Source organism: Streptomyces sp. 891-h (assembly GCF_022760275.1).
Taxonomy (GTDB): domain Bacteria; phylum Actinomycetota; class Actinomycetes; order Streptomycetales; family Streptomycetaceae; genus Streptomyces; species Streptomyces spirodelae.
The window spans coordinates 5,105,501-5,131,181 of record NZ_CP050693.1 but is presented as its reverse complement, the minus strand read 5'-3'; the positions used below and the strand labels follow the sequence as shown (position 1 = coordinate 5,131,181).

Genomic DNA, 25,681 nt, shown 5'->3' with positions numbered 1-25,681 from the left:
GGGCCGTCCCCGCCGAGGACCGTCGCCGACATCGCACTCGTCCCTCCCCTTCCCCTGGGCTTCCCCCTTCCAGCCGTCACGATTCTGCCACGTTCCGGCCTCTGGACTAAGGGCCGGTCAGCGATCGTGCGGCAATCCCCTCACCCGGCGCACCAGCGCGTTGAAGGGTCCCGCCGCGGCGCCGATGAGCGATCCGGTGACCAATGCCGCGCAGGTGACGGCGAGCGCGTGTGCCGAGGTGGCGGCCGACGGCACCGTACGCTCCGCGGTCTCCAGGAAGACGGCGCCGAACAGCGCCACCCCGCTCAGCAGTCCGAGTTGCGCGGTGGTCACCAGCAGACCGCTGGCGTCGGCCGCTTCGCTCTGTCGCACACTGGCCAGGGCGCGGGAGAGAACCGGGTTGTACGCGAGGGACATCCCGATGCCGCTGGCGGCCTGACAGACGTACAGCCAGGCGCCGCCGTCGCCACCGTCCGACAGCAGAGCCCCCAGCCAGCCGAAGGAGGCCGCGGCGATCAGGAACCCGGCCGAGGACAGGCGGGGGTGCCAGGACTGCGGCAGCCGCCGCCAGTTCGTACCGACCACCGCGAACAGCACCGCCGTCGGCACCATCGAGAACCCGGCGAGCAGCGCGCTCTTACGCAGGCCGGTCTGCAGATGCAGCATCACCACCAGGACGAACCCGGAGTTGACGGCCATCATGCAGAAGATGCGGACAACGGCGAGCGTCACGCCCGGCGCCCGCAGCACCAGCGGGGAGATCAGCGGCCTGGCGCCGCGCCGGGCCAGCAGCACCTCGTAGCGCCCGAAGACCGGTACGAGCACGGCGCACAGCGCCAGAGCCGCCCAGGCCCACAGCGGCCAGCCCCGCTCCCGGCCGAGCACCACCGGAACGGTGAACAGCAGCAGCACCGCACCGAGCAGCGCCAGACCCGGCAGATCCAGTGCCCGGCGCTCGTCGGCACCGCCCCTGGCCTCCCCTCGCGCGCCCATCAGCCAGGGCCCCAGCGCGAGCAGCACGACGCCCACCGGAACGTTGATCAGGAAGACCGGGCGCCAGCCCCAGCCGAACAGGTCGGCGCTGACCAGCACCCCGCCCAGCAGTTGGCCCGCCGCCGCGCCGACGCCGAGCACGGCGGCGTACGCGCCCAGCGCGCGCCCGCGCGCCTGCCCGGTGAAGGTGCGCTGGATGAGGCTGAGCACCTGCGGCAGCATGGCCGCGCCGCCCGTGCCCTGCGCCAGCCGGAAGGCGATGAGCTGGCCGGTTCCGGTGGCCAGGCCGCAGGCGAGCGAGGCTGCGGTGAACAGCGCAAGACCGGCCAGGAAGACCCTGCTGTGGCCCAGCAGGGCGCCCAGCCGGGCCCCGGTGATCAGCAGCACGGCATAGGCGATGGTGTAGCCGGCGATCACCAGTTGCAGCCCCGCACCGGAGGCGTGCAGGTCGGCGCGGAGGTCCGGGGCTGCGACGTTGACGATGAAGGTGTCCAGCAGCGCCATGAACTGGCCGGTGAGCACGATGGCGAGCAGCCAGCCGGGGCGGGGGCCGCGGCGGACGGTACCCCGGCCGCTGTCAGTGGCGTGCTCTTCACTGAGAATCCGACCGGCGAAGGGACGGCGTCCGGTGGCGGTGACGGCCACAGACGCAGCCGCGGCGGGATTCGGGACGGGAGACGGAGAAGCCGAAGACGAAGGAGCAGAGGTCATGCGCAGAGCCTGGCCGGGCCGGACCAAAGATCCCGAGAGCCCGGTGATCCTGGTACTGACAGCACCTGGCAGCCGGTGTGCGGCGGCCGGACGATGGAGGATGTGACAGTCATCGCCGAGACAGCAGCGGAGCCGCGGGCGGCGCGCAGCGCCGCCGGAACGACACGTCCCGGCGGGCGGCGCCGCAGGTCCGAACTGGCCACGTTCCTGCGCAGCCGCCGCGCCCGGGTCTCGCCCGCCGACGTCGGGATGCCTCCGGGGCCCCGCCGCCGTACCCCGGGGCTGCGCCGCGAGGAGGTGGCCCAGCTCTCCGGGGTGGGGGTGACCTGGTACACCTGGCTGGAGCAGGGCCGCCCGATCAACGCGAGCGCGCAGGTCCTGGACGCCGTGGCGCGTACGCTGCGGCTCGACGAGGCCGAGCGCGAGCATCTGTACCACCTGGCGGAGGTGCCCCACCCGCCGTCCCCCGAGCGGATCGCCGAGGCCGTCGATCCTGAGGTGCACCGCGTCCTGGACGCGATGGACCCGATGCCGGCCGTGGTCTACAACGGCCGGTACGACGTGCTGGCCGCCAACTCCGGCTACCGCCGGCTCTTCCCCGTCCTGGATCTGGTGGACCAGCCGGAACGCAATGTGCTGTGGCAGCAGTTCGTGGCGATGCCGCCGTGCTGCTGCGCGCTGCTCAACCGGGAGGCGGAGCTGTCGCTGATGGTGGCGACGCTGCGCGGCACCTACGGCAGGCATGTCGGCGAGCGGCCCTGGGAGGAGTTCATCAGCCGCATGTGCGAGGCGAGCGCCGAGTTCGCCGGGCTGTGGCGCAGCGGGGATGTCGCCCCTCCCGGTGCGCGGATCAAGCTGGTGCAGCACGCCTCGGTGGGCCGGCTGCGGCTCAGCTCGACCTCGCTGCAGATCAGCGGCGCCCCCGAGACGCGGATCGTGGCCTATGTGCCGCACGACGACGAGACCGAGAAGCGGCTCGCACGGCTGCGGAAGGTGGAGGACCCGTTGATCGGCTGCCCGGAGCACGCCCAGCCGCTCTCCCTCGTACAGGAGCGGCTGCTGCGCGCGAGCCGGCGCAAGGCGCGGGAGCTGGGTGGGGAGCCCGTGGCGGAGTGAGCGCACAAAAAATCCCGCCCTCCGCGTGGGAGGGCGGGATTCGAGAGGTCCGCGTGGAGCTAAGGAGAATCGAACTCCTGACCTCTTGCATGCCATGCAAGCGCTCTACCAACTGAGCTATAGCCCCGAGGACCGGCGCCGGAGCGCCGCGAACGAGATGCAGCTTAGCGCGTGGCCAGGCCGAATGAGAAATCCGCCCGCCCGCGGCCGGCCGCAGCGGCGTTCGGCGTTCTCCGTCCGCCCGCCGTCGGCCGGTCTCAGTCGTCGTCGCCGAGCACGGGCTCGGGCAGGCTGCCCGCGTTGTGCTCCAGCAGCCGCCAGCCGCGCACCGTCTCGCCCAGGACCGACCAACTGCAGTTGGACAGTCCACCCAGGGCCTCCCAGGTGTGCGACGGCAGTCCGATGAGCCGTCCGATGGTGGTGCGGATGGTGCCGCCGTGACTGACGACCACGAGAGTGCCGCCGTCCGGCAGCTTCTCCGCGCCACGCTCCACCACAGGGGCCGCCCGCTCCGCGACCTCGGTCTCCAGCTCGCCGCCGCCCCTGCGCACCGGCTCGCCCCGCTTCCAGGCGGCGTACTGATCGCCGTACCGGGCGACGATCTCCTCGTGGGTGAGGCCCTGCCAGTCGCCCGCGTACGTCTCGCGCAGACCCTCGTCGTGGGTGACGTCGAGCCCGGTGAGGGCGGCCAGCTCGGCTGCGGTGGCCGCGGTGCGCTTCAGGTCCGAGGCGAGGATGGCGTCCGGGCGCAGGGCCGCCAGCAGCCGCGCTGCCCGCCGCGCCTGGTCGAGTCCGGCCTCGGTGAGCGGGATGTCCGTCGAGCCCTGGAAGCGGCGTTCGAGGTTCCACGCGGTCTGGCCGTGCCGCCAGAGAACGATCTTGCGGTTCCTCACCGCCCCCGTGCCGTTCAGCGCAGCTCTCCGTCCAGCTCGTCCGCCGTCCCCGGCACCTGCTCCTCACCCGCGGCCACCGTGCTCGCGTGCTCGGCTGCCCTGCCGTGGGTCGCCTTGGCGTCCTCGGGCAGCTCCAGCTGGGGGCAGTCCTTCCACAGCCGCTCCAGAGCGTAGAAGACCCGCTCCTCGCTGTGCTGGACGTGGACGACGATGTCGACGTAGTCGAGGAGGACCCACCGGCCGTCCCGCTCGCCCTCGCGGCGGGCGGGCTTGGCGCCCAGCTCCTTGTTCAGGCGCTCCTCGATCTCGTCGACGATGCCCTTGACCTGCCGGTCATTGGGCGCCGAGGCGAGCAGGAAGGCGTCGGTGATGGCGAGCACGTCGCTGACGTCGTAGGCGACGATGTCGTGCGCGAGCTTGTCGGCCGCCGCCTGGGCGGCGGTGTTGATCAGCTCGAGGGAACGGTCCGTGGCGGTCACAGGCAAGGCTTTCGGGTCGGAAACATCTCGTCTTCCAGGGTCTCACGGCCGCGCACGGCATTTTCAGCCCTCGTAGTCGGCACCCAGCACCACCGTGACGTCCGCGTTGGCGGCGCCCTTGGCCTTGCGCACAGCGCTGCCGGGCAGCTCCAGCGTCTTGGCGATCTCCTCGGCCTTCGCCTTCTGCGCGGCCTCGGCGTAGGTCACCAGCGACCTGGTGCGGGCGGCTCCTGTGCCGCCCTTGACGACGGTGTAGCCGCCGTTGACCAGCGCGACGGAGGCGGCGTTGTACAGGCCCCGCTTGCCGGTGGCGTTCTTCAGGCTCACCCGGGGCGCCGCGTCGGGGTCGGAGTTCTTGACGCTGCCGCCGAGGATCTTCTTCACGATCTGTTCGCTGACCTGCGGGCTGAGCGTGCCATCGGCGCGCACGGGCAGCGTCCGGGTGCGGTAGTCGCCCTTCTTGGCATGGGTCGCCAGTTTCGCCAGCGAGGCGCCCAGCTGGGACTCCGACAGCGAGGGATCGGGGACCTGCCCGAGGGACTCGACGGTCTTGGTGGCCGCCCCCGCGTCGGTGGAGAGCTTCTTGAGGACCGCCTGCATGACCTGCCCGAACCGGGCCAGCTGCTTGGTCTGCGGCTCGCCAGGGGCGCGGTAGGTGGAGTAGGCGACGGCGGCACGCCCGTCCAGATCCCGCGCGCTGCCCTGCTCGACCTGCGGCCCTTCGCCGCGCTTGGCGCCCGGCACGGTGGTGTCGGCGTCCACGGAGATCCCGCCGACCAGCTCCACCAGGTTCTCCAGGAACGGGGCGTCCAGCCGCCAGGTTCCCTTGATGCCGGAGCCGAGCAGGGTGTTCAGGGAGTCGCGGGTCGGCCCCGCGCCCTGGTCCTCCACGGACCTGCCCAGCGTGGTCGTCTTCCCGTCCTCCGTGGAGACGGCCAGCGAGTTCGGCAGCAGCACGGTGGAGCCCTGGCCCGCGCCCTCGTTGTCCACGAGCAGCGCCGTCGAGCCGGCCTCGCCCCGCTTGCGCAGGTGCACCACGATCACGTCCCGCTGCTCACCGGCCGCCGCGCCGCCCTTGCCGCCGTCGTCGCCGGTACCGGGCAGCATCCCCGCGTACCAGAGGTAGCCCACGCCGCCCGCCAGCAGCAGGGCGAGGACGACCACGAGTGCGACGACGCGGTTGCGGCCCTTGCGCCTGGCCTCCTCGCGGCGCTCGGTGCGGCTCTCGGTGAACTTGAGCCAGTCGATGACGTCCTCGGTCTCGTCGGTGCTCTCCTCGACGAACGAGAACTGCTCGGTGCGGTAGTCGTCCTCAGCGCCGGAGGACGGCTTCGCGGGACCGGGGGCGGCTGCGGCTGGTCCGGACGGCGCCTCGGCCGCCGGGTCCCCGTACGGCTGCTCGTTGTACGACTGCTCGCCGTAAGACCGCTCGCTGTACGGCTGCTGCGCTGCGGGTCCGGTCTGCTGCGCTGCCGTCCCGTACTGCTGTCGGCCGTACTGGTCCTGCTGCGGGCCGTACTGCTCCTGCTGCGGCGGTCCGCCCTGCGTGGGCATTCCGGGCGCCCAGTCGGTCTGCTGCGCGGACTGCTGCTGTGCGGCCTGCTGCTGCGCGTAAGGGTCGTACGCGCCGGGGTGGGCGCCCTGCTGCTCCTGGTAGCCCGCGTAGGGGTCGTACCCGGGCTGCTGCTGGACGGGGGGCTGGGCGTAGGGGTCGTAGGACGGGTACGCGTCCTGACCGGCGTACGTGCCCTCCTGCGGGGCCTCCGGCCGGCGGTATACGGGCCGACCGTACTCGTCGTAGCCGATGATCTCGGGCTGCGGGCCGTACGGGTCGTATCCGTAGCCGTCGCTCACGCTCGCGAGTCCCCCTCCGTGCCGTCCCGGTACAGCGCGCGCTTGTTGATGTACCGCACGACGCCGTCAGGGACCAGGTACCAGACCGGATCGCCGCGTTCCACCCGGGCGCGGCAGTCCGTGGAGGAGATGGCCAGCGCGGGGACCTCCACCAGGGAGACGCCGCCCTGCGGCAGCCCCGGGTCGGCCAGCGCGTGGCCCGGACGGGTGACACCGATGAAGTGAGCCAGCGAGAACAGTTCTTCGGTGTTGCGCCAGCTGAGGATCTGCGAGAGCGCGTCGGCGCCGGTGATGAAGAACAGATCCGTGTCCGGATTGGCCTCGGCGAGCTCGCGCAGGGTGTCGATGGTGTACGTCTTGCCGCCGCGGTCGATGTCGATCCGGCTGACCGAGAACTGGGGGTTCGACGCCGTCGCGATGACCGTCATCAAATAGCGGTCCTCGGCGGGCGAGACCTGTTTGTGGCTCTTCTGCCACGGCTGCCCGGCCGGCACGAACACCACCTCGTCGAGGTGGAAACGCGCCGCCACCTCGCTCGCGGCCACCAGGTGACCATGGTGGATGGGGTCGAAGGTCCCACCCATCACGCCGAGCCGCCGCTTACCGGTCCCGGGCACTATGTCCTCTCCCATACGGGACGACTTTACGCTCAGCGATCCCTGCCGGGTCAGCGATCCCGGTTGAACCGGGTGGTGATCCACAGCAGCAGGAAGAGCGCGAGGAGCGCGCCGCCACCGGTCAGGTACGGGCTCAGGCTCTCGTGCTGACCGCCTTCACCGTGCTCGCCCCCCGAGGCGAGGGTCAGCAGGGCGTCGTGTGCGGTGCTGGGCAGAGTCATCGTCGGCGGTACCTATCCCTGAAGGCGCGGACAGTTGGCGTGCACCCGTCCCGGCGCCGCACACGGGTGCGGCGCGGAAGTGCGCAGCCACATCGTAAGCGGGGACCCTGAGGCGCCTCACGCCGACTCATCCGGAACGCAACGGGAAGGCCCCGCTCCGCGTCCCACCCTCTAGTGTGGACAGCCCAGTCGAAGAGGGGGATACACCATGACAGACGGCACAGGCGGCACGGAGCGCCTGCCGGGCCGCGAAAGGCGGCGTTTCGAGGGCATCTCGTCCCGCGCGTACGAGCACCCGACCGACCGCTCGGCCCTGGTCGCGCTGCGCAAGCTGAGCGGTTTCGACACCGCGGTCAAGGCGCTGAGCGGTCTGCTGCCCGAGCGGAGCATGCGGCTGTTGTTCCTCTCCGACTCGGTGCGGGTCAGCGACCAGCAGTTCGCCCATCTCAACGCGATGCTGCGGGATGCCTGTTACATACTGGATCTCGAGAAGATCCCACCGATGTACGTCACGCAGGACCCGAAGCCCAACGCGATGTGCGTCGGTATGGACGAGCCGATCATCGTGCTCTCCACCGGCCTGGTGGAGCTCCTGGACGAGGAGGAGATGCGCGCTGTCATCGGCCACGAGGTCGGACACGCGCTCTCGGGCCACGCGGTCTACCGGACGATACTGCTGTTCCTGTCCAACCTGGCCTTCAAGGTCGCCTGGATCCCGCTGGGGAACGTCGCGGTCATGGCGCTGGTGACGGCGCTGCGCGAGTGGTTCCGCAAGTCGGAGCTGTCGGCCGACCGCGCCGGGCTGCTGGTCGGCCAGGACCTGCAGGCGTCGATGCGCGGGCTGATGAAACTGGCGGGCGGCAACCACCTGCACGAGATGAACGTGGACGCCTTCCTGGCGCAGGCCGAGGAGTACGAGGCGGGCGGCGATCTGCGCGACTCGGTGCTGAAGATCATGAATGTGCTGCCGCGCTCCCACCCGTTCACCACCGTGCGCGCGGCGGAGCTGAAGAAGTGGGAGGCCAGCCGCGACTTCCAGCGGATCATGGACGGCCACTACCCCAAGCGCACCGACGACAAGGACACCTCGGTACGGGACTCGTTCAAGGAGTCGGCGAACCACTACTCCGAGACGGTGCGCAACAGCAAGGACCCGCTGATGGGCTTCGTCCGCGACCTGGCGGGCGGCGTGGGCGACGTCGGCGGCAGGCTGCGCGACACCTTCACCGGCCGGAGCGGCGGCGGCCAGGACGGCGGCAACGGCGGCAACGGCGGGGCTAACGGCTCGGGCGGGAAGGATGGTCCGGGCTCGGCTGAGCGCTAGCGGCCAGCAGCCCGCACGCCGAGGCGGCGGACCTGCCCCGCTCGAAGGGGTCGGTCCCCGCCTTGCCCGCGTCCTTGGCCCGCTCGCCCGCCAGCAGCGGCGTCAGCGCCTCGGCGGAGTCCCCGCCGCAGTTCATCGGGCCGGCCCGCATGGCGACCTGCCGCACGGTGACCTGGCGCTCGCGCAGGTCCTCCCGCTCGAACCGGAAGTGCACCTCCCGTCGTACGGAGAACAGGGACGCGCTCTTGCGGGCCTCCTCGCCCTTTTTCGCGCCGGCCGGGCGCAGGGCGTAGACGAACACATGGTCGGCGGTGACCTCGAGTCCGTCGCCGACCTCCTGCACCGCGAGCGTGCCGTCGACCCGTACCTTGGGGCTGGCAAGCGCCGCCTTGCCGCGGTCGAAGCGCACCATCCAGGCGGTGGCCGCGTGCCGCCCGTCGCTGCGCGGCTTCTCGACGCTGCGGTCGAACTGGTTCTGCTGACGCGGGTTCAGCAGTACCCGCACCGGCCGCACGGTGCCCCCGGTGAGCACCTTCGGGTCCAGCGAGCTCTCCACCACGTACTCCTTGGCCATGGTCAGCGCTGCCAGCACCTGGCTCTCGGAGAAGTGGTCACTGCTGCGAACGGGTGGCAGCGCCACTCCATCGGCCCCCGTCGCGAACCGGTCGGCGGGGCTGTTGTCGAACAGGTCCGCGGGGGTGCTGCCGGGCACCGGTGCGGTGGGTGCCAGCGGCAGTATTTCGCTGTGCAGGGGTTCAGCGCCGGCCCGTACGGGAGACCGGTACGGATTCCGTATGCCCATGTAGATGGCGGTGCCGAAGGCGAGCGCGGTCAGCAGCACCAGAACCAGGCCCTGCCGGGAGAAGCCCAGGCCCGTCCTGCCGTGGCGTTCCGCTTCCGGGCGGGCGCGGACCGCGGCGTGCTCCTCGTCCTGGAGGCGCTCCTGTGCCGAGAACTCCTGGAGGTGCGCAGCGTTGACGAACGACTCGTCGAACACCAGCGACCGGTATTCGTCGTCGCCGCCATTGCCGCCGTCGGGACCGCCGTCGGACGTCCCGTCGGGAGGATCTGCTCGCCCGGCCATGAGAACAGGGTAGGACCGACCGGGCGGAGGTGAACGGCGTGGCCCCGGCCAACTTGCGGGAACCGGGAGGGTCTGTTCCGAACCGTCCACCCGACGGCGGGAAGGCCGGGCGTGCTCAGCCGCCGGGTGGCTGGGCCGAGACGGTGGGCGGCGCTGCCGGTCCGTTCCGCTCAACGCCGGTGGTGGCCGGTGGCGGGGTGGGTTGCTGCCGCTGGTTGGAGGTGCCGCGGTAGACGGCCGAGAAGGCGAGCGCGACCATGCCGATCCCCATCACCACGGCGAGCACCCAGGCGACGGGCCGCTGCCAGCTGCGATGGCCGCGGTAGGGGCGCGGGCCGTCGCGGTAGGGCGCGTGGCGACCGTAGGCGCCGTGCGCGTAGCCGAAGTCGGCGCCGTGCTCGTAGGCGGGGTCCAGCTCCGGCGGGAAACCGTCGGAGCGCTCGTACTCCACGCGGTACTCGGAGCGGTCGAAGCGGCCCTCGTCGTCGTCCGGGTCGTCGTCGAAGCCCTCGTCCGCTTCGATCAGCTCGTCGGGCGGGAACTCGCCCTCGCCGCGCGCGTAGCCGACGTCCTCCAGCGCGCGGGGGTTCTCGCTCTCCGCGTGCGACTGGGCCGAGGCGAGTATCCGTTCGGCCGCGGTCGGCTCGTGGACCTCGGCGGCACGTACGAAGTCCTCGTCGAGTACCACGGAGGCGAACTCGTCGTCCGCTGCCCCGTGGTCGCGGTACTCGGGCTCCTCACCGTCCGGGAACGGCCCGCCCCCCACCTCGTCCGGCACGCGACCAGCGTAGACCTGCGCGGACGTTTTGGGCAGGGCCCGCGGGAAGCGGACGGAAATCCGCCCCTCCCCGCCCGGCGGGCGCTCAGTCGCGGATGTGGCCGTCCCCGGTGACCACGTACTTGGTGGTGGTGAGCTCGGGCAGCCCCATGGGGCCGCGCGCGTGCAGCTTCTGCGTGGAGATGCCGATCTCGGCGCCGAAGCCGAACTGGGCGCCGTCGGTGAACCTGGTGGAGGCGTTGACCATGACGGCGGCGGAGTCGACCAGGGCCGTGAAGCGGCGGGCAGCAGCGGTGTCGGTGGTGACGATCGCCTCGGTGTGTCCGGAGGACCAGGTGCGGATGTGCTCGACGGCCGCGTCCAGCGAGGGCACGACGGCGGCCGCGATGTCGTACGACAGATACTCGCTCGCCCAGTCCTCGTCGGTGGCCGGCAGCACGGTGCGCGCCGAGGCCCCGGCCACCGTCTGCCAGGCATCGTCGCCGTGCACGGTCACACCGGCCTCGGAGAGGGCTTCGAGAGCGCGCGGCAGGAAGGCGTCGGCGATCCCCGCGTGCACCAGCACCGTCTCGGCCGCGTTGCAGACGCTGGGGCGCTGCGCCTTGGAGTTGACGAGGATGGCGAGCGCGGTGTCGATGTCGGCGCGCTCGTCCACATAGACGTGGCAGTTGCCGGTGCCGGTCTCGATCACCGGCACTGTGGACTGCTCGACCACGGTCTTGATCAGCGAGGCGCCGCCGCGCGGGATGAGCACGTCCACCAGGCCGCGGGCGCGCATCAGCTCGGTGACGCTCTCCCGGCTCTCGCCGGGCACCAACTGCACGGCGTCCGCCGGGAGTCCCGCCTGCGCGACAGCGTCCCGCAACACGGCGACCAGCGCCGTGTTGGAGGCGTGCGCGGACGACGAGCCGCGCAGCAGTACGGCGTTGCCGGACTTGAGGCAGAGCGCCGCGGCGTCGACCGTGACGTTCGGGCGGGCCTCGTAGATGATCCCGACGACGCCCATCGGCACCCGCACCTGGCGCAGCTCCAGCCCGTTGGGCAGCGTGGAGCCGCGCCGCACCTCGCCCACCGGGTCGGGCAGCGCGATCACGTCGCGGACGTCCGAGGCGATGGCCGCGACCCGCTCGGGAGTGAGCGTGAGCCGGTCGACGACGGACTCGGCCACCCCGGCGGCGCGCGCCTTGGCGACGTCGTCGGCGTTGGCGGCGACGATCTCCGCCGTGCGGGCCGTGAGCGCCTCGGCGATGGCCAGCAGCGCGCTGTCGCGGGTGGTGCGGGGGGCCGGGGCGAGGTCGGCTGCCGCAGTCCGCGCGCGGCGGGCCGCCTGGCGGACGGGGGTGTCCGTGGTCTCGGATGCGCTCATGGCGCGCATGGTAGCCGGGGTGCGAGGCGGCCGCCTCGCCGTCTCAGAACGGGTGCACCCCCACCGGGCTCGCGGGTGGCGGACCGTAGCCCTCCGCGACGCGCTGCTGGTAGGTCTCGCGCCCGATCACCTCCAGCCCGACGATCTCCCAGGGCGGCAGTTTGGCCGAGGCCCGGTGCTCGCCCCACAGCCGCAGCGCCACAGCGGCGGCGTCGTGCAGGTCGCGGGCCTCCTCCCAGTAGCGGATCTCGGCGTGGTCGTTGGCGTAGCGGCTGGTGAGCAGGAACGGGTGGTCGTGCGCGAGCTGTTCGAGCGCGCGCCGTACGTCGGCCAGCGGCGACTCCCGCCCGGCGACGCTGAGCGTGATGTGCCAGAGCCGGGAGCCGACTCTTTCCTCGGGCTGGGGAGAAGACGCCATGTCGACGCTGGCCAGTCGTCTCACCGGTGGCCTCCTGGAGTGGTGCTGGTGCTGCTCGGGTGTCCGTGTGTGGTTCCTCGGGGACGCTGCGTGCACGTGCGGGTGCACGTGCCGCTCGCGGCGCCCGCGTCAAAGTTGACCAGTCCGAGGGCCGGCGCGGGGCCGTTTTGCGGAAGGTGTCCGTGGAAAGGCTGGACTTTTTCTCGTACTGCAACCGTCTGCAACCGCCCGGCCCGAAACAGCGGCGCGGCGGACGGCTCCTGTCAGTTGCGCAGCAGCACCAGGTCGTCGCGGTGTACGACCTCACGCTCGTAGGCGGGGCCCAGCTCCCTTGCCAGCTCGTGCGTGGTGCGGCCGAGCAGCCGCGGCAGCTCCTTGGCGTCGAAGTTCACCAGTCCGCGCGCGACGGCCCGTCCCTTGGCATCCCGCAGCTCCACCGGATCGCCCGCCGAGAAGTCGCCCTCCACCCCGGCGATCCCCGCGGGCAGCAGCGAGGTGCGGCGGTCCACCACGGCCCGTACGGCGCCCTCGTCCAGGGTGAGCGCCCCGGTGGGCGTGGAGGCGTGCGCGAGCCACAGCAGGCGTCCGGCCGCGCGCCGCCCGGTCGGGTGGAAGTAGGTGCCCGTGTCCCGGCCCGCCAGCGCGTCCGCCGCGTGCACGGCGGAGGTCAGTACGACGGGCACTCCGGCACCTGCCGCGATGCCCGCGGCCTCGACCTTGGTGACCATGCCGCCGGTGCCCACCCCAGCGCTGCCCGCGCTGCCGATGTCGATGCCCTCCAGATCGGCGGGGCCGCGCACCTGGGCGATCCGGCGGGTGCCGGGGGTGGCGGGGTTGCCGTCGTAGAGGCCGTCCACGTCGGAGAGGAGCACCAGCAGATCGGCGCGGACCAGGTGGGCGACGAGCGCGGCGAGCCGGTCGTTGTCGCCGAAGCGGATCTCGTCGGTGGCCACGGTGTCGTTCTCGTTGACGATCGGCACGGCGCCCATGGCCAGCAGTTGGTCGAGGGTGCGGTAGGCGTTGCGGTAGTGGGCACGGCGGCTGGTGTCGTCCGAGGTCAGCAGCACCTGGCCGACGCGGCGGCCGTAGCGCGCGAAAGAGGCCGTGTAGCGGGCCACCAGCAGCCCCTGGCCGACGCTGGCGGCCGCCTGCTGGCGTGCCAGGTCCCGGGGGCGCTTGGCCAGCCCCAGCGGCGCGAGACCGGCGGCGATGGCGCCGGAGGAGACCAGCACTGTCTCCCGGCCGGGAACCCCGCCCGGCTCGCCCTCGGGGCGCTGCGCGCCGATGTGCTTGGCGAGTACGTCGACGAGGGCGTCCACCCGGTCGGCGTCCAGCCCGCCCGCCGCGGTGGTCAGTGAGGAGGAGCCGACCTTGACGACGACGCGGCGCGCCTCCCGCACGGCCCTGCGCGCCGCGCGGTCACTCTCCGTGGCGCTCCCGGGCCCCTGGTGGCCGTCCCCCGCCGCGCCCGCCGCACGCCCTGTTCCGCTGTCTCCTGCCACGCCCGTACGTACCCCTCGCACCTGTGCCGCCGCGGCGGGCCGTGGGGCGCCGCTGTGCGCCCGCGGCCCGGGACCCGCCGCGCTCTTCTGTCGCAATCTACGTCAGCGCCGCTGAGCGCCGCTCATCCGTTTCGCGCAATGGACGCGTGAGGATGGTTACCTTTGACCAGGTAAGCACGTATCCAGGGCCGACGAAGATTGTCACTTGACCCGCGGGCGTCATACGGTCAGTGGTCGACCTTGGCCACCGCCACCGGCCACCCCTGAAGCCAGTTCCCCTGCGAACTTCGATCTCCACGCCAGGAGCCCAGCCCGTGCCCTCTGCCGGACTCTCCGCACGACGCGCCGTGCAGCTCGCGGCCCTGCTCGCACTCGCGGTGTTCTACACCGTGCAGCTCGCCGGCGCCCTGCTGCCGAACGTGCCCGTCTTCGTCACCGCCTCGCTGGCGGGACTCGCCCTCGACCTCTACCTGACGCACAAGCAGCCCGGGCTGCTGGCACTGCTCGGTAAGGTCCGTTTCGATGTCACCACGCGGCAGCTGCTGCGCGACATGCTCGTCGTCATCGGCCTGGTGCGCCTCCCCGAGGTCCCGCCGGACATCGAGCGCCCGCTCACCCTCCTGCTGCTGGCCGCCTACGCCGCGCACTTCCTGTGCCAGGCCGTGGCCCAGCTCGTGCGCCGCTCCCGCACGCTGCCCGTCGTGACGCGCAACATCGACACCTCCTCGCTCGACCTCACCCACGCGCCCTCCCGGCTGCTGGCCCGCCAGCCCAGCCGCCGGCTGCTGCGCTTCTCCATCCCGGGCACTGTGGGGCTGATGCTCAGCGCGGGCCTCTCGGCGCAGGAGTGGGGTCTCATCGGCGTGACGTGCACCCTGCTGCTGTCCCTGGGCAGCGCCGTCTACCTGGGCACCTGGCTGCTGCCCAAGAAGCGCTCCAAGAGCGAGCAGGAGGTGCTGGCGTGGCTGGACAAGTGGCTCGAGCGGTACCAGCCCACGGTCGGGATGTACTTCTCCGGCGGTGCGTCCTCCGCGTACCAGGCGAACATGTGGCTGAGCACGCTGGCCCAGCTGGACGGGCGGCCGCTGATCGTGCTGCGTGAGCGGTTCATGGTGCAGAAGATCGACGCCACCGACATCCCCATCGTCTGCATCCCCAAGGTCGCCCACCTGATGCGGCTGGAGCACTCCGCGCTCAAGGTGCTGCTGCACCCGGCCAACTCCGGCAAGACCTCCCAGGTGCTGCGCATCCCCACCCTCAAGCACGCCTTCATCAACCACGGCGAGTCCGACAAGCTCTCCTCCTGCAACCCCTACGCCAAGGCCTACGACCAGGTGTGGGTCGCCGGTGAGGCCGCCCGCGAGCGCTACCAGCTCGCCGAGGTCGGGGTGGACGACAAGGACGTGGTCGAGGTCGGCCGCCCCCAGCTGAGCCCGATCCAGCACGCCGACGAGCGCGCCGGAGCGCGCAAGAGCGAGTACACGACGGTGCTGTACGCGCCCACCTGGGAGGGCTGGGACGGCAACCCGGGCAACACCTCGGTACGGCTGGCGGGCGAGAACATCGTCAAGGCACTGCTCGCCGACCCGAAGGTGCGGCTGCTGTACAAGCCGCACCCCATGACCGGCTCGGTCGACCCCCGCGCGGGCGCCGCCGACCAGCGCATCCGCTCCCTGATCACCCAGGCCAACGCGGCACGCGGCGGCTCGCGCCGCGCCCCGGAGGCGGTCGCCGAGCTGGAGCGGCGCACCGCGGAGCTGGACCGGGTCTCCACCGCCGCCTTCCGCGGCAGCGCGGACGAGATGGAGCGGATGAAGATCCAGGGCACGCCCGAGGAGGGCAACGCCGAGCGGGTGCGGGCCGCGACCGAGGCGTGGGAGGCGGCCTACTGGGCGTCCTTCCCCGAGTCGGAGCACCAGATCATCGACGGCCCCCGGCCGGCCATCTTCACCTGCTTCAACCAAGCCGACCTGCTGATCTCGGACGTCTCGTCCGTCGTCTCGGACTACCTCAGCAGCGAGAAGCCGTACGCGGTGGCGAACACCAGCGGGATGACCGAGGACGAGTTCCGCGGCACCTTCCCGACCGTACGGGCCGGCACGGTGCTCACCCCGGACGCGGAGCAGATCCCGGCGCTGCTCGAGTCGGTGCGCCACCCGGAGAAGGACACCCTGGTGCGGGCCCGCAAGGAGCTCAAGACACATCTGCTGGGCCCCTCGGAACCGCCCTCGCTCGCCCGTTTCAACGCCGCGGCACTGGAGTTGGCGGACGAGGCAGAGGCTCGCAACGAGCGCGTGGCGCGGCGTACGACGGAGATCCCCGGGCAGCGGGAGGCGGAAGAGGCCGCCGAGGAGGCCGAGATGGAGGCTCCGGGCAGCGCCGACCCGGAGGACGCGGTGCCGACCTGAGGCGCCGAGGCGGGCCGCGCACGGCGTCCCGCCATTCCGGGCGGCGGCACGGCGTCCCACCTGTTCGGGTGACGTACGCGCGCTACACCGGCGCATAGGAGCACGAAACGGTGCGGGGCCCCGGGAGGAGATCACCTCTCGGGGCCCTTCCGTGTATCTACGTCACTTCTGTCCCACTCGTACCAGCAATTGGGATCATCGCCTGAAAATCGGGCTTTGCGCTCCCTACGCTCGCTGGCGACCCGGTCCGCACCATCCGCCGGGTTCCGCACCATCAGCCAGGAGGGGACGCACGTGACACGCCTGAGAACAGCCATAACACCCCTGGCCCTTGCCCTGGTGGCGGGGCTCCATCTCATGGCCCCCTCCCCCGCCACGGCCGCCGCTCCCGCGATGGCCGCCTCCCCCATGGCCGCGTCTCCCGGCACCGGCCCCGTCTTCAATCTGCCCAACGGCACCCCCGCGCAGCAGCGCGCCATCCGCAGCGATCTGCTGGCCCGCGTCAAGGCGGCCGCGCCCCGCTCCACGATCAAGGTGGCCCTCTACCACTTCTGGGACGCGGAGGTGGCCCGCGCTCTGGCCAGGGCGCACACCTCCGCCAAACGGCGCGTCAACGTCCAGGTGATGCTGGACGAGTCGAGTGTGAGCGCGATGCCCTCCAGTACCTCGTACGCGATCCTGCGCAAGGCGCTCGGCACCAACCGGGCGAAACGGTCCTTCGTCGGACTGTGCCCGAAGGGCAAGTCCTGTCTGGGCGATCCGGGTGCCGGACCGTCCATCGCGCACAACAAGTTCTGGCTCTTCTCCCGGACCGGCCGGCTGCGGAATGTCGTGGTGCAGACGTCGTCCAACCTGTCCAGCGGCAGCTACACCAAGTTCTGGAACGACGCCATGGTCGTCTCCCAGGCGCGTACCCACACCGCCTACAGCAGGTACTTCGACAAGCTCGCCGCGGCCGACTGGCGCGCCTGGCGCTACACCCGCGCGGGCGCCGGACCGTACACGGGCTACTTCTTCCCGCGCCCCGGGGGCGGCGACACCGTGACCGCCATCCTCGACAACGTCACCTGCCGCTGGAAGGACGCCCTCGGCAGCCATCGCACCAGCGTCCGGCTGGCCATGTTCAAGCTCACCCGGCAGCGCGTCGCCGACAAGCTCGCCGCGCTGCACCGGCAGGGCTGCGCCGTCGACATCGTCTACGCCCAGACCGACAGCGAGGACAGCACCGGCTCACCCGGCACCTGGGAGGCCCTGCACGCGCCCGGCGGCCCGGCGGTGCGGTGCCTGCACTACGACGACGACGGGGACTCGAGGACCTCCCGCGAGGTCCTCCACTCCAAGACGCTGATGATCTCCGGGCGTTACGCGGGCGCCCGGAACAACGTGGTGTGGACCGGCAGCCACAACTACTCGGGCCCGGCGCTCACCAGGAACGACGAGGCGCTGCTGAAGATCGACGACTCCGCCGTGCACGACGCGTATGTGCGGCACTTCCACCGGGTGCGTGGCTCGGCACTGCCCGGTCTGGCCGATGACACCCCCAGTTGCAAGGGGGTGAGCCCACAGCCCGAGCACTGATGACCGGCTGAGGGCCATGGAAGGGGCGCGGGGGTCAGCCCTCGAACGGGTCGAAGTCCTCGTACTCGCCCAGGGCCTCGTCGCGCTCCGCCTCGCGGTCGCGGCGGCGCTGGGCCGCCGGCCGGGGGGCTTCCATGCGGTGGTCCTCGCCCCGGCGGCCGAGCATTTCGGCGCCGGTGACCATGGTGGGCTCCCAGTCGAAGACGACGGCGTTGTCCTCGTCGCCGATGGCGACGCCGTCGCCCTCGCGGGCGCCCGCCTTCAGCAGCTCCTCCTCGACGCCGAGGCGCGCGAGCCGGTCCGCGAGGTAGCCGACGGCCTCGTCGTTGTTGAAGTCGGTCTGCCGCACCCAGCGTTCGGGCTTCTCGCCGCGCACCCGGAAGAAGCCCTCCTCGATACGGGTGACCGTGAAGCCCGCGTCGTCCACGGCCTTGGGCCGGATGACGATGCGGGTGGACTCCTGTACGGGGCGTGCCGCACGAGCCTCGTCCACCAGGCCCGCCAACGCGTAGGACAGCTCCTTGAGGCCCTGCCGGGAGACCGCCGAGACCTCGAAGACAGGGAAGCCGCGCTCCTGAAGGTCGGGCCGGATGATGTCGGCCAGGTCCTTGCCCTCGGGGATGTCCGTCTTGTTGAGGACGACGACGCGCGGCCGGTCCTCCAGACCGCCGTAGCGGGCCAGTTCGGCCTCGATGACGTCCAGGTCGGAGACGGGGTCGCGGTCGGTCTCCAGGGTGGCGCAGTCCAGCACGTGGACCAGCACGGAGCAGCGCTCGACGTGCCGCAGGAACTCCAGTCCGAGCCCCTTGCCCTCGCTGGCGCCGGGGATCAGGCCCGGCACGTCCGCGATGGTGTAGACGGAGCCGCCCGCGGTGACCACGCCCAGGTTGGGCACCAGGGTGGTGAAGGGGTAGTCGGCGATCTTCGGCTTGGCTGCGGAGAGCACCGAGATCAGCGAGGACTTGCCCGCGCTCGGATAGCCGACGAGCGCCACGTCCGCGACCGTCTTCAGCTCCAGGACGACGTCCCGCTCCTCGCCGGGCTCGCCCAGCAGCGCGAAGCCGGGGGCCTTGCGCCGCGCGGAGGCCAGCGCCGCGTTGCCGAGCCCGCCGCGTCCGCCGCGGCCCGCGACGAAGGTGGTGCCGGCGCCGACCATGTCGGCCAGCACCTCGCCGCGCTTGTCGAGGACGACGGTGCCGTCCGGCACCGGCAGCACCAGGTCCTTGCCGTCCTGCCCGGACCGGTGCCCGCCCTCGCCGGGCCGGCCGTTGGTGGCCTTGCGGTGCGGGCTGTGGTGGTAGTCGAGCAGCGTGGTCACATCCGGGTCGACGACGAAGATCACATCGCCGCCGCGCCCGCCGTTGCCGCCGTCGGGTCCGCCGAGCGGCTTGAACTTCTCCCGGTGCACGGAGGCGCAGCCGTGTCCACCGTTACCCGCGGCGACATGCAGCTCGACGCGGTCCACGAAGGTGGTCATAGGGGGTGTGCCTCCAAAGGCGTGCTGGGGGGTGTACTGCGCACGCAGCGCGCGAAGCCGCGCACTACGCACCGAGGGCGGACCCGCTTCCCGTGCGTACGCGGTGCCGTACGCACGGGAGGAGGAGGTCCGCCCTCGAGTGTGGAGAGTGTGCCGTCCGGCTGCTTACTTGGCGGCCGGGACGACGTTCACGACCTTGCGGCCGCGGTGGGTGCCGAACTGCACCGCACCCGCGTCCAGCGCGAACAGGGTGTCGTCGCCGCCGCGGCCGACGCCCTTGCCCGGGTGGAAGTGGGTGCCGCGCTGGCGGACCAGGATCTCACCCGCGTTGACGACCTGACCGCCGAAGCGCTTCACGCCGAGGTACTGCGGGTTGGAGTCGCGACCGTTCCGGGTGGACGATGCGCCCTTCTTGTGTGCCATCTCTCCTCAGTCCTTACTTCTTGGCCGGGGCGGGGATGTCGGTGACCTTCAGCGCGGTGTGGAGCTGGCGGTGACCGATGCGCTTCTTGTACCCGGTCTTGTTCTTGTACTTCTGGATCCGGATCTTGTCGCCCTTGTGGTGGTCCACCACCTCGGCCTGGACCTTCACGCCCGCCAGGACCCAGGGGTCGCTGGTGACGGCGTCACCGTCGACGACGAGCAGGGTGGAGAGCTCGACGGTGTCGCCGACCTTGCTCTCAGAAATACGGTCAACCTCGATGACGTCGCCCACAGAGACCTTCTGCTGGCGCCCGCCGGTGCGCACGATCGCGTACACGCGGAACTCTCTCTCGCTCGAATCGGAGCTCCTGACGCCAGCCGCCCGCCCGCGCCGGAGCGCGGATCTGATCCGGAAGGATTGAGCGGCCTCTCCCGGAGACCCGGGAGGGATTTGCTCAGGAGCAGCGCGCCCGGGTGAGGGCACGCCGACGGTCAAGGGTACCCCATACGGCCCCGGGGTCCGGCCCCGAGGCCCTGGCCGGGGCCCGGTGGGGGGTGGGGAGGGCTACCCTTCCCACCCCCACCGGATCACTCCTCGGAGGCCGAGGCGGAGACCGAGGTTCCGGCTCCGCCTTCCTGCTCGGCGGCGGCCGTCTTCTTGGCGGCGGACTTCTTGGCGGTCTTCTTCGCCGCCGTCTTCCCTGCCGCCTTCGCCGTGGACTTCGCCGCCGACTTGGCCGTCGACTTCGCCGTCGCCTTGGCCGTCGCCTTCGTGGCCGACTTGGCCGTCGTCTTCTTGGCCGCGGTCTTCTTGGCCGCCGCCTTCTTCGCCGGAGCCTTCTTGGCCGTCTTCTTGGCCGCGGTCTTCTTGGCCGGGGCCGTGGCCTCGCCCTCCTCGGCCGGCGCTGTGGTGGTGATCGTTCGGGTCACCCTGCGCCGGGGGCGGCGGGGAGCCACATCGGTGACGACCTCGCCCACCACCGGCTCGGGCTCGGGGGCGGCGGCCTCGGCGGCCGTCTCGTCCGCCGGGACGACCAGCACGGCAGCGGTGTCGTCACCGGCGGGGGGTGCCCCGGCCGGTGCGCTGACCTTGCGCGTGACCCGGCGCCGACGCCGCGCGCCGGTGGCCGGCTCGGCGGCGGCCGGCTCGGGCGCTGACGGCTCCGGGGCGGGCCCGGCCGGCTGCTCCGTGCCCGGTCCGGCGGCCGGTTCCCCGGCCGGTTCCGCCGTCGGCGCCGCCTCGGGGGCAGCGGGCACGGCCGGGGCCTCAGCCGGGGCGGAGACCCGGTCCCGTGCCCGTACCGGCTCGGTCACGGCGGGCTCCGCGGCGGCGCGCTCCGGCGCCACCGGCTCGACCACCTCGGCTGCCGCGCTCGCGGCCTTCGGCGACCCGGCGGGAGCGCCCGCCCTGCGGCTGCCGCGCCGACGGCCGCGCCCACCGCGTGCGGCGGCCGCCGCCTCCGCCTCGGCCGCGCTGTTGAACAGCTCCTCGTCCGGCACGAACTCCACCGGCACCGGTGCCGGGGCCGAGACGTCGGCGACCTCGGCCACCACCTCGGCGGGCTCCACGGCGGCAGCCGCGGGAGCGGTCGCCGGAGAGGGCTCGGGCTCGGCAGGGACGGGCTCGGCGGGAGTGGTCACAGGCTGCGGCTGGGCTGCCTGCCGACCGCCCTTGGCCTCGGCCTTGTCCGCCTTCTCCGCCTTGCCCTTGCCCTTCTTGCCCTTCTTGCCGCCACCGCCGGCGGTCATGGCCTGGTCCAGGTGGACGATGACGCCGCGCCCGTTGCAGTGCACGCACTGCTCGGAGAACGACTCCAGCAGCCCCTGGCCGACCCGCTTACGGGTCATCTGCACCAGGCCAAGCGAGGTGACCTCCGCCACCTGGTGCTTCGTACGGTCCCGGCCCAGGCACTCCAGCAGGCGGCGCAGCACCAGGTCGCGGTTGGACTCCAGGACCATGTCGATGAAGTCGATCACGATGATGCCGCCGAGGTCGCGCAGCCGCAGCTGGCGCACGATCTCCTCGGCCGCCTCCAGGTTGTTCCTGGTGACCGTCTCCTCCAGGTTGCCGCCCTGGCCTGTGAACTTGCCGGTGTTGACGTCGACGACGATCATCGCCTCGGTCCTGTCGATCACCAGCGAGCCGCCGCTGGGCAGCCACACCTTGCGGTCCAGCGCCTTGGCCAGCTGCTCGTCGATCCGGTACGTGGCGAAGACGTCCACCTCCGAGCTCCACTTCTGGAGCCGGTCGCCCAGGTCGGGAGCCACGTGCGAGACATAGCCGTGGATGGTCTCCCAGGCCTCGTCACCGCTGATGATGACCTTGGAGAAGTCCTCGTTGAAGATGTCCCGCACCACGCGGACGGTCATGTCCGGCTCGCCGTAGAGCAGCGTGGGCGCGTTGCCCTTCTGGGCCTTCTTCTGGATGTCCTCCCACTGCGCCTGCAGCCGCTCGACGTCCCGGCGCAGCTCGTCCTCGCTGGCGCCCTCGGCCGCCGTACGGACGATCACACCGGCACCCTCGGGGACGACCCGCTTGAGGATCTGCTTGAGCCGCGAGCGCTCGGTGTCCGGGAGCTTGCGGCTGATGCCCGTCATCGAGCCCTCGGGCACATACACCAGGTAGCGGCCCGGCAGCGAGACCTGGCTGGTCAGCCGGGCGCCCTTGTGGCCGATCGGGTCCTTGGTGACCTGCACCAGCACCGACTGGCCCGACTTGAGGGCCGTCTCGATCCGGCGCGGGCCGCCCGCCATGCCCAGCGACTCGAAGTTGACCTCGCCCGCGTACAGCACGGCGTTGCGGCCCTTGCCGATGTCGACGAAGGCGGCCTCCATCGACGGCAGCACGTTCTGCACCTTGCCGAGGTAGACGTTGCCGACGTACGAGGTCGACTGCTCCTTGTTGACGAAGTGCTCGACCAGCACATCGTCCTCGAGGACGGCGATCTGGGTACGCTCGCCGCTCTGCCTCACGATCATCTCGCGCTTGACGGCCTCGCGGCGGGCGAGGAACTCCGCCTCGGTGATGATCGGCACCCGGCGACGGCCCTGCTCACGGCCCTCGCGGCGGCGCTGCTTCTTGGCCTCCAGCCGGGTGGAGCCCTTGATGGCCTGCACCTCGTCGGAGGGCTCGTCCTTCTTCTTGCGCGGCTCGCGGACCTTGACGACGGTGCGCTCGGGGTCGTCAGCGGTCACCGTCTCGGTCGTCGCGGGCTCCGCGTCACCGGAACGGCGGCGGCGCCGACGGCGACGGCGGGAGCTGCTGCTGGACGGGCCGCCGGAGGGTGCGGTCGCGCTCTCCTCGCCGGCGGCACCGGCCTCGGCGTCCGCCGCGGCTTCACCGGCCTGGGCAGCGGCCGGCTCGGCTGCCTCGGCCTCCCGGTCGGCGGAGCGGTCGCGCTCGGCCTGCTCGTCGGTCTCGGCGCCCTCGGCCTGCTCGGCGCTCTCGCCACGGCGCCGACGCCGGCCGCCCCTGCGACGGCGGCGTGCGGGACGCTCGTCGGCCTGGGCGCTGTCCTGCTCCTCGGCCTCGGTCTCCTCGGCCTGGTCCTCGCGCTCCTCCTGGCCCTCCTCGCGGGCGGCGGTGGGAGCCGGCTCGGCCGACTCGGCGCGGCGCCGACGGCGACGGCGCGGGGCGCCCGCGCCCTCCTCCTCGGCTCCGGCCTCGAGCTCCGGCTCCGCCTCGGACTCCGCCTCGAGCTCGGCGCGGCGTTCCGCCTCCGCGGCAGCGGCTGCCGACTGCGGGGTCTGGAAGGCCGGCTCGGTGAAGACGGGCGGCTGGAACATCGCCATGGGCGGCGCGGTCCGCTTCCTGCGCCCCGCGCGGGCCTCGGACTTCTCGGCCTTCTCCGCCTTCTCGGTCTTCTCCGCCTTCTCGCCCTTGGCGGGCTTTGCGGATTCCTCGCCCGTCCCGGCGGTCTCGGCGGGAGCCTCACTCGCGGGGGCCGCGAAGCCCTTGGCGACCTTCGGCTCGGCGGCCTCGGTGCCCTTGCGGGCCGCACGGCGGCGGGTACGGGCGGGCGCGGGGGCCTGGTCGGCTGCCGCTGCCTGCTCGCCGGTCTCAGCGGTCCCGGGGGCGGCGGTCTTCTCCGCTTCGGTTCCGGTCCCGGTTCCGGCCTCCGCCTCGGCCGCTGCCTCGGTGGCGGCCGCCTTACGGGTGCTGGTACGGCGGCGGCTGCGGGTCTTGGGGGCCTCGTCGCCCTCTTCCGCGCCGGCCGCCTCGGTGGCCTCACCCGTCCCGGCGGGCGCGGCCGTCTCGGCGGGTGCCTCGGTGGCGGGCGTGGAGGCCGCACGGGTGGTGCGGCGACGCCTGGTCGTCGTGGGCTTCTGCTCCGGTGCCGTTTCCTCGGTGCCCTCGGCCTCCCCGGCCTGAGCGGCGGAGTCGGCAGCGGCGGCGGAAGCGGCCTTGCGGCTGGTGGCCCGGCGGCGCGTACGTGCCTTCGGCGCCTCGGCCTCCGCTCCCTCGGCTCCCTCGGTCTCGGCGGGCTGCGCGGTCTCGGCGGACTCCGCCGGGGCAGGCGAACCCGCCGGGGCCGTGGCCTTACGGGTCGCGCGGCGGCGGCCCGCGGCCTTCGGCGGCTCCGTACCGACCTCCACCGTGCCTGCGGCGGCCTCCGGCTGGGCTCCGGTACCGGTCGTACCGGTCTGCCCGGCCTCCGGTGCCTGTGCGGCCTCGGCGGGCTGCGCGGTCTCGGCGGACTCCGCCGGGGCGGGCGAACCCGCCGGGGCGGTGGCCTTACGGGTCGCGCGGCGGCGGCCCGCGGCCTTCGGCGGCTCCGTACCGACCTCGACGGTGCCCCCGGCGACGTCGGGCTGCGCGGCGGCAGCGGGCTGCTCGGTGCTGCCGGGCTGCTCGGCGGGGGTCGCCGGAGGCGGCGAACCGGCCGGTGCCGTCGCCTTGCGCGTGGCGCGGCGCCGGGTGCGGGCCGCGGGGGCCGGAGCGACCTCGGCGGGAGCCTCGGAGGGGGCGTCACCAGCGGCGCCGTCCTGACCGCTGTCCTGGCCCTCGGCGTCCTGGCCCTCGGCGTCCTGGCTCTCGGGGCCATGCGGGGTGTCGGCGGCGCTGTTCAGCACGGGCGGTGTCGCGGCCGTACCCGCCGTCTCGCCCGTGTCGGTGCCGGACGGCGGCCCCGCGGGGCGGCTGGCGGCGCGGCGGCGGCGCGGCGGCAGGGTGTCGCTCGGCGTGCTGAGCGCACCACCGGCGGTCTCGGGCGCACCGGCGGCTCCGCCGCCGACAGTGCTCCCACTGTCGACGACCGATCCGCCGGACGCGGTGGACGATCCGGGAACGCCGGACGTACCGGGTTCCGCTGAAGCGGCGCTACCGACTGCGGGTGCCTCGGCTTCGTTGGATTCAGTTGGTTCGAGCATGCGGGCATGTCTCCCGTCACGCTCCCGGGCGCCGCGCTCGTGGGGTCCGGGGCGGCCCGCCCTTGTGGGTGGGCCGCTCTCCGGGGCGCGGGCGCCGCACGGGAGCTCGTTGTCTCACTCGCCGGTTCCGGCCCTTGTCCGGCCCGGCTACGGCGAAAGTCTGCTGGTCTGTGCGCTCGCCTGCCGTACGGCTGCCCGGGTGGCTCCCTGGCGTGCGTCGTCGGCGGCGGCGCGGCTTCGGCGGCTGTCCTACGCGGTGCCGCCCGGCACCGTCGCGGCGCTGGAGATCCCTGAGCCGATGGGCTCCGGGACCGCGTCGCGGTCAGGTGCGAACGGGTCGGTCACCGTGCCGCTCTCCTCATCGAACGGCCCCTGCGCCAGCCTGGTCACCGCTGCGGGTGACGGCGGCGCCAGGTCGGCCGTAGCGCGGAGACCGGACAGGACGTCGTCGGGTCGTACGGCAGGTGTCACGTGTCGTACTACCAGGCGCAGTATCGCACAGGCCCCCTTGCCGGGCCTATCGGCGCCGGTGGAGGTGTCCGCCTCGGCGCTCGGCGCGGCGACCGTGAGCGAGCGGACGGCGGCCCGCGCGTCGAAGGAGCGGATGCCCTTCTTGGTCTGGCGCTGCACCTCGACCGACTCGGCGGCCAGGAACGCGTCCGCCGCCCCCTGTGCCTCGTGCGGGGTGACGCCGTCGAGGCGCAGCTCCCACACGGACGCCTGGAGGCGGTCGCTGAAGTCGGAGCCGCGCGCCTCGACGGCGTCGACGATGTCGAGGCCGTCCGGCATGCACTGGTCGAGCAGCGTGCGCAGCTGTTCGGGGTCGCGCTGCTGGACGAGGGCGATCTCCAGGTACTCGGCCTCGCTGCCGGTGCCCGTGGGGGCGGCGTTGGCGTAGCTGACCTTGGGGTGCGGGGTGAAACCGGCGGAGTACGCCATGGGTACCTCGGCCCGGCGCAGTGCCCTCTCGAAGGCGCGCTGGAAGTCGCGGTGACTGGTGAACCGAAGGCGGCCTCGCTTCGTGTAGCGCAGGCGGAGGCGCTGCACGGTGGGTGCGGGCGGCGGGCCT

At 72.6% G+C, this 25,681-nt stretch carries 20 protein-coding genes and 1 tRNA gene; 4 read left to right on the top strand and 17 right to left on the bottom strand.

Going from position 1 to position 25,681, the window contains the following annotated elements:
* Nucleotides 1–117 precede the first annotated feature (117 nt).
* Nucleotides 118–1,596 (bottom strand): MFS transporter, encoded by a 1,479-nt coding sequence (locus HC362_RS22425; protein ID WP_243088759.1) that lies wholly within the window; start codon nt 1,594–1,596, stop codon nt 118–120.
* Nucleotides 1,597–1,797: 201 nt separating this feature from the next.
* Here HC362_RS22425 and HC362_RS22420 point away from each other — a divergent pair, with 201 nt between their 5' ends.
* Nucleotides 1,798–2,820, top strand: a complete 1,023-nt coding sequence (locus tag HC362_RS22420) for a helix-turn-helix transcriptional regulator (protein WP_243085787.1) — start codon at nt 1,798–1,800, stop codon at nt 2,818–2,820.
* A 54-nt stretch (nt 2,821–2,874) separates the two neighbouring features.
* On the opposite strand, the gene HC362_RS22415 is transcribed toward HC362_RS22420, so the two are convergent.
* From HC362_RS22415 to HC362_RS22390, 6 genes are all read right to left on the bottom strand, one after another.
* A tRNA-Ala gene (locus tag HC362_RS22415) sits at nt 2,875–2,947 on the bottom strand.
* A 130-nt stretch (nt 2,948–3,077) separates the two neighbouring features.
* Complete coding sequence (locus tag HC362_RS22410; RefSeq protein ID WP_243085786.1) at nt 3,078–3,713, bottom strand: histidine phosphatase family protein; 636 nt, start codon at nt 3,711–3,713, stop codon at nt 3,078–3,080.
* A 14-nt stretch (nt 3,714–3,727) separates the two neighbouring features.
* Nucleotides 3,728–4,192: a ribosome silencing factor gene (rsfS, locus tag HC362_RS22405; RefSeq protein ID WP_243085785.1), complete on the bottom strand. Its 465-nt coding sequence runs from the start codon at nt 4,190–4,192 to the stop codon at nt 3,728–3,730.
* A 63-nt stretch (nt 4,193–4,255) separates the two neighbouring features.
* Nucleotides 4,256–6,046 carry an LCP family protein gene (locus HC362_RS22400; RefSeq protein ID WP_243085784.1) on the bottom strand — a complete coding sequence of 597 codons (1,791 nt, stop codon included), beginning with the start codon at nt 6,044–6,046 and terminating at the stop codon, nt 4,256–4,258.
* Complete coding sequence (nadD, locus tag HC362_RS22395) at nt 6,043–6,678, bottom strand: nicotinate-nucleotide adenylyltransferase (protein WP_243085783.1); 636 nt, start codon at nt 6,676–6,678, stop codon at nt 6,043–6,045. The genes HC362_RS22400 and nadD overlap by 4 nt, the downstream gene beginning before the upstream one ends.
* 35 nt (nt 6,679–6,713) lie before the next feature.
* On the bottom strand, nt 6,714–6,884 hold the full coding sequence (locus tag HC362_RS22390; protein WP_209263181.1) for a hypothetical protein: 171 nt from the start codon (nt 6,882–6,884) through the stop codon (nt 6,714–6,716).
* A 208-nt stretch (nt 6,885–7,092) separates the two neighbouring features.
* On the opposite strand from HC362_RS22390, the gene HC362_RS22385 reads away from it, so the two are divergent.
* Complete coding sequence (locus HC362_RS22385) at nt 7,093–8,208, top strand: M48 family metallopeptidase (protein WP_243085782.1); 1,116 nt, start codon at nt 7,093–7,095, stop codon at nt 8,206–8,208.
* On the opposite strand, the gene HC362_RS22380 is transcribed toward HC362_RS22385, so the two are convergent.
* The 5 genes from HC362_RS22380 to proB all read right to left on the bottom strand — a co-directional run bounded on the left by HC362_RS22380 (nt 8,162) and on the right by proB (nt 13,254).
* The gene (locus tag HC362_RS22380) at nt 8,162–9,292 is read right to left on the bottom strand and encodes a hypothetical protein (RefSeq protein ID WP_243085781.1); all 1,131 of its coding nucleotides are present in this window, start codon (nt 9,290–9,292) and stop codon (nt 8,162–8,164) included. The genes HC362_RS22385 and HC362_RS22380 overlap by 47 nt on opposite strands.
* 115 nt (nt 9,293–9,407) lie before the next feature.
* Nucleotides 9,408–10,070, bottom strand: a complete 663-nt coding sequence (locus tag HC362_RS22375) for a hypothetical protein (protein WP_243085780.1) — start codon at nt 10,068–10,070, stop codon at nt 9,408–9,410.
* Between the two features lie 85 nt (nt 10,071–10,155).
* On the bottom strand, nt 10,156–11,436 hold the full coding sequence (locus HC362_RS22370; RefSeq protein ID WP_243085779.1) for a glutamate-5-semialdehyde dehydrogenase: 1,281 nt from the start codon (nt 11,434–11,436) through the stop codon (nt 10,156–10,158).
* Nucleotides 11,437–11,479: 43 nt separating this feature from the next.
* Entirely contained in the window at nt 11,480–11,854 is a 375-nt protein-coding gene (locus tag HC362_RS22365) for a hypothetical protein (RefSeq protein WP_229375117.1), read from the bottom strand.
* 263 nt (nt 11,855–12,117) lie between these two features.
* Complete coding sequence (gene proB, locus HC362_RS22360) at nt 12,118–13,254, bottom strand: glutamate 5-kinase (RefSeq protein ID WP_243088758.1); 1,137 nt, start codon at nt 13,252–13,254, stop codon at nt 12,118–12,120.
* Nucleotides 13,255–13,670: 416 nt separating this feature from the next.
* Between proB and HC362_RS22355 the strand changes: the two genes are divergently transcribed.
* On the top strand, nt 13,671–15,764 hold the full coding sequence (locus HC362_RS22355; RefSeq protein WP_243085778.1) for a hypothetical protein: 2,094 nt from the start codon (nt 13,671–13,673) through the stop codon (nt 15,762–15,764).
* A 294-nt stretch (nt 15,765–16,058) separates the two neighbouring features.
* On the top strand, nt 16,059–17,342 hold the full coding sequence (locus tag HC362_RS22350) for a phospholipase D-like domain-containing protein (protein WP_243085777.1): 1,284 nt from the start codon (nt 16,059–16,061) through the stop codon (nt 17,340–17,342).
* 34 nt (nt 17,343–17,376) lie between these two features.
* On the opposite strand, the gene obgE is transcribed toward HC362_RS22350, so the two are convergent.
* From obgE to HC362_RS22325, 5 genes are all read right to left on the bottom strand, one after another.
* Complete coding sequence (obgE, locus tag HC362_RS22345) at nt 17,377–18,819, bottom strand: GTPase ObgE (RefSeq protein ID WP_243085776.1); 1,443 nt, start codon at nt 18,817–18,819, stop codon at nt 17,377–17,379.
* A 165-nt stretch (nt 18,820–18,984) separates the two neighbouring features.
* Complete coding sequence (gene rpmA, locus HC362_RS22340) at nt 18,985–19,242, bottom strand: 50S ribosomal protein L27 (protein ID WP_099880750.1); 258 nt, start codon at nt 19,240–19,242, stop codon at nt 18,985–18,987.
* A 13-nt stretch (nt 19,243–19,255) separates the two neighbouring features.
* Nucleotides 19,256–19,579: a 50S ribosomal protein L21 gene (gene rplU, locus HC362_RS22335; protein ID WP_030886289.1), complete on the bottom strand. Its 324-nt coding sequence runs from the start codon at nt 19,577–19,579 to the stop codon at nt 19,256–19,258.
* A gap of 251 nt (nt 19,580–19,830) precedes the next feature.
* Nucleotides 19,831–24,612: a ribonuclease E/G gene (locus HC362_RS22330; RefSeq protein ID WP_243085775.1), complete on the bottom strand. Its 4,782-nt coding sequence runs from the start codon at nt 24,610–24,612 to the stop codon at nt 19,831–19,833.
* Between the two features lie 249 nt (nt 24,613–24,861).
* Nucleotides 24,862–25,659 carry a TIGR03936 family radical SAM-associated protein gene (locus tag HC362_RS22325; protein WP_243085774.1) on the bottom strand — a complete coding sequence of 266 codons (798 nt, stop codon included), beginning with the start codon at nt 25,657–25,659 and terminating at the stop codon, nt 24,862–24,864.
* Nucleotides 25,660–25,681 lie beyond the last annotated feature (22 nt).

Coding starts and splice junctions, on each gene's coding strand:
- rpmA (WP_099880750.1), bottom strand. CDS start 19,242: ATGGCACACAAGAAGGGCGCATCGTCCACCCGGAACGGTCGCGACTCC.
- HC362_RS22365 (WP_229375117.1), bottom strand. CDS start 11,854: ATGGCGTCTTCTCCCCAGCCCGAGGAAAGAGTCGGCTCCCGGCTCTGG.
- HC362_RS22330 (WP_243085775.1), bottom strand. CDS start 24,612: ATGCTCGAACCAACTGAATCCAACGAAGCCGAGGCACCCGCAGTCGGT.
- HC362_RS22385 (WP_243085782.1), top strand. CDS start 7,093: ATGACAGACGGCACAGGCGGCACGGAGCGCCTGCCGGGCCGCGAAAGG.
- HC362_RS22370 (WP_243085779.1), bottom strand. CDS start 11,436: ATGAGCGCATCCGAGACCACGGACACCCCCGTCCGCCAGGCGGCCCGC.
- HC362_RS22390 (WP_209263181.1), bottom strand. CDS start 6,884: ATGACTCTGCCCAGCACCGCACACGACGCCCTGCTGACCCTCGCCTCG.
- HC362_RS22420 (WP_243085787.1), top strand. CDS start 1,798: ATGGAGGATGTGACAGTCATCGCCGAGACAGCAGCGGAGCCGCGGGCG.
- nadD (WP_243085783.1), bottom strand. CDS start 6,678: ATGGGAGAGGACATAGTGCCCGGGACCGGTAAGCGGCGGCTCGGCGTG.
- obgE (WP_243085776.1), bottom strand. CDS start 18,819: ATGACCACCTTCGTGGACCGCGTCGAGCTGCATGTCGCCGCGGGTAAC.
- HC362_RS22380 (WP_243085781.1), bottom strand. CDS start 9,292: ATGGCCGGGCGAGCAGATCCTCCCGACGGGACGTCCGACGGCGGTCCC.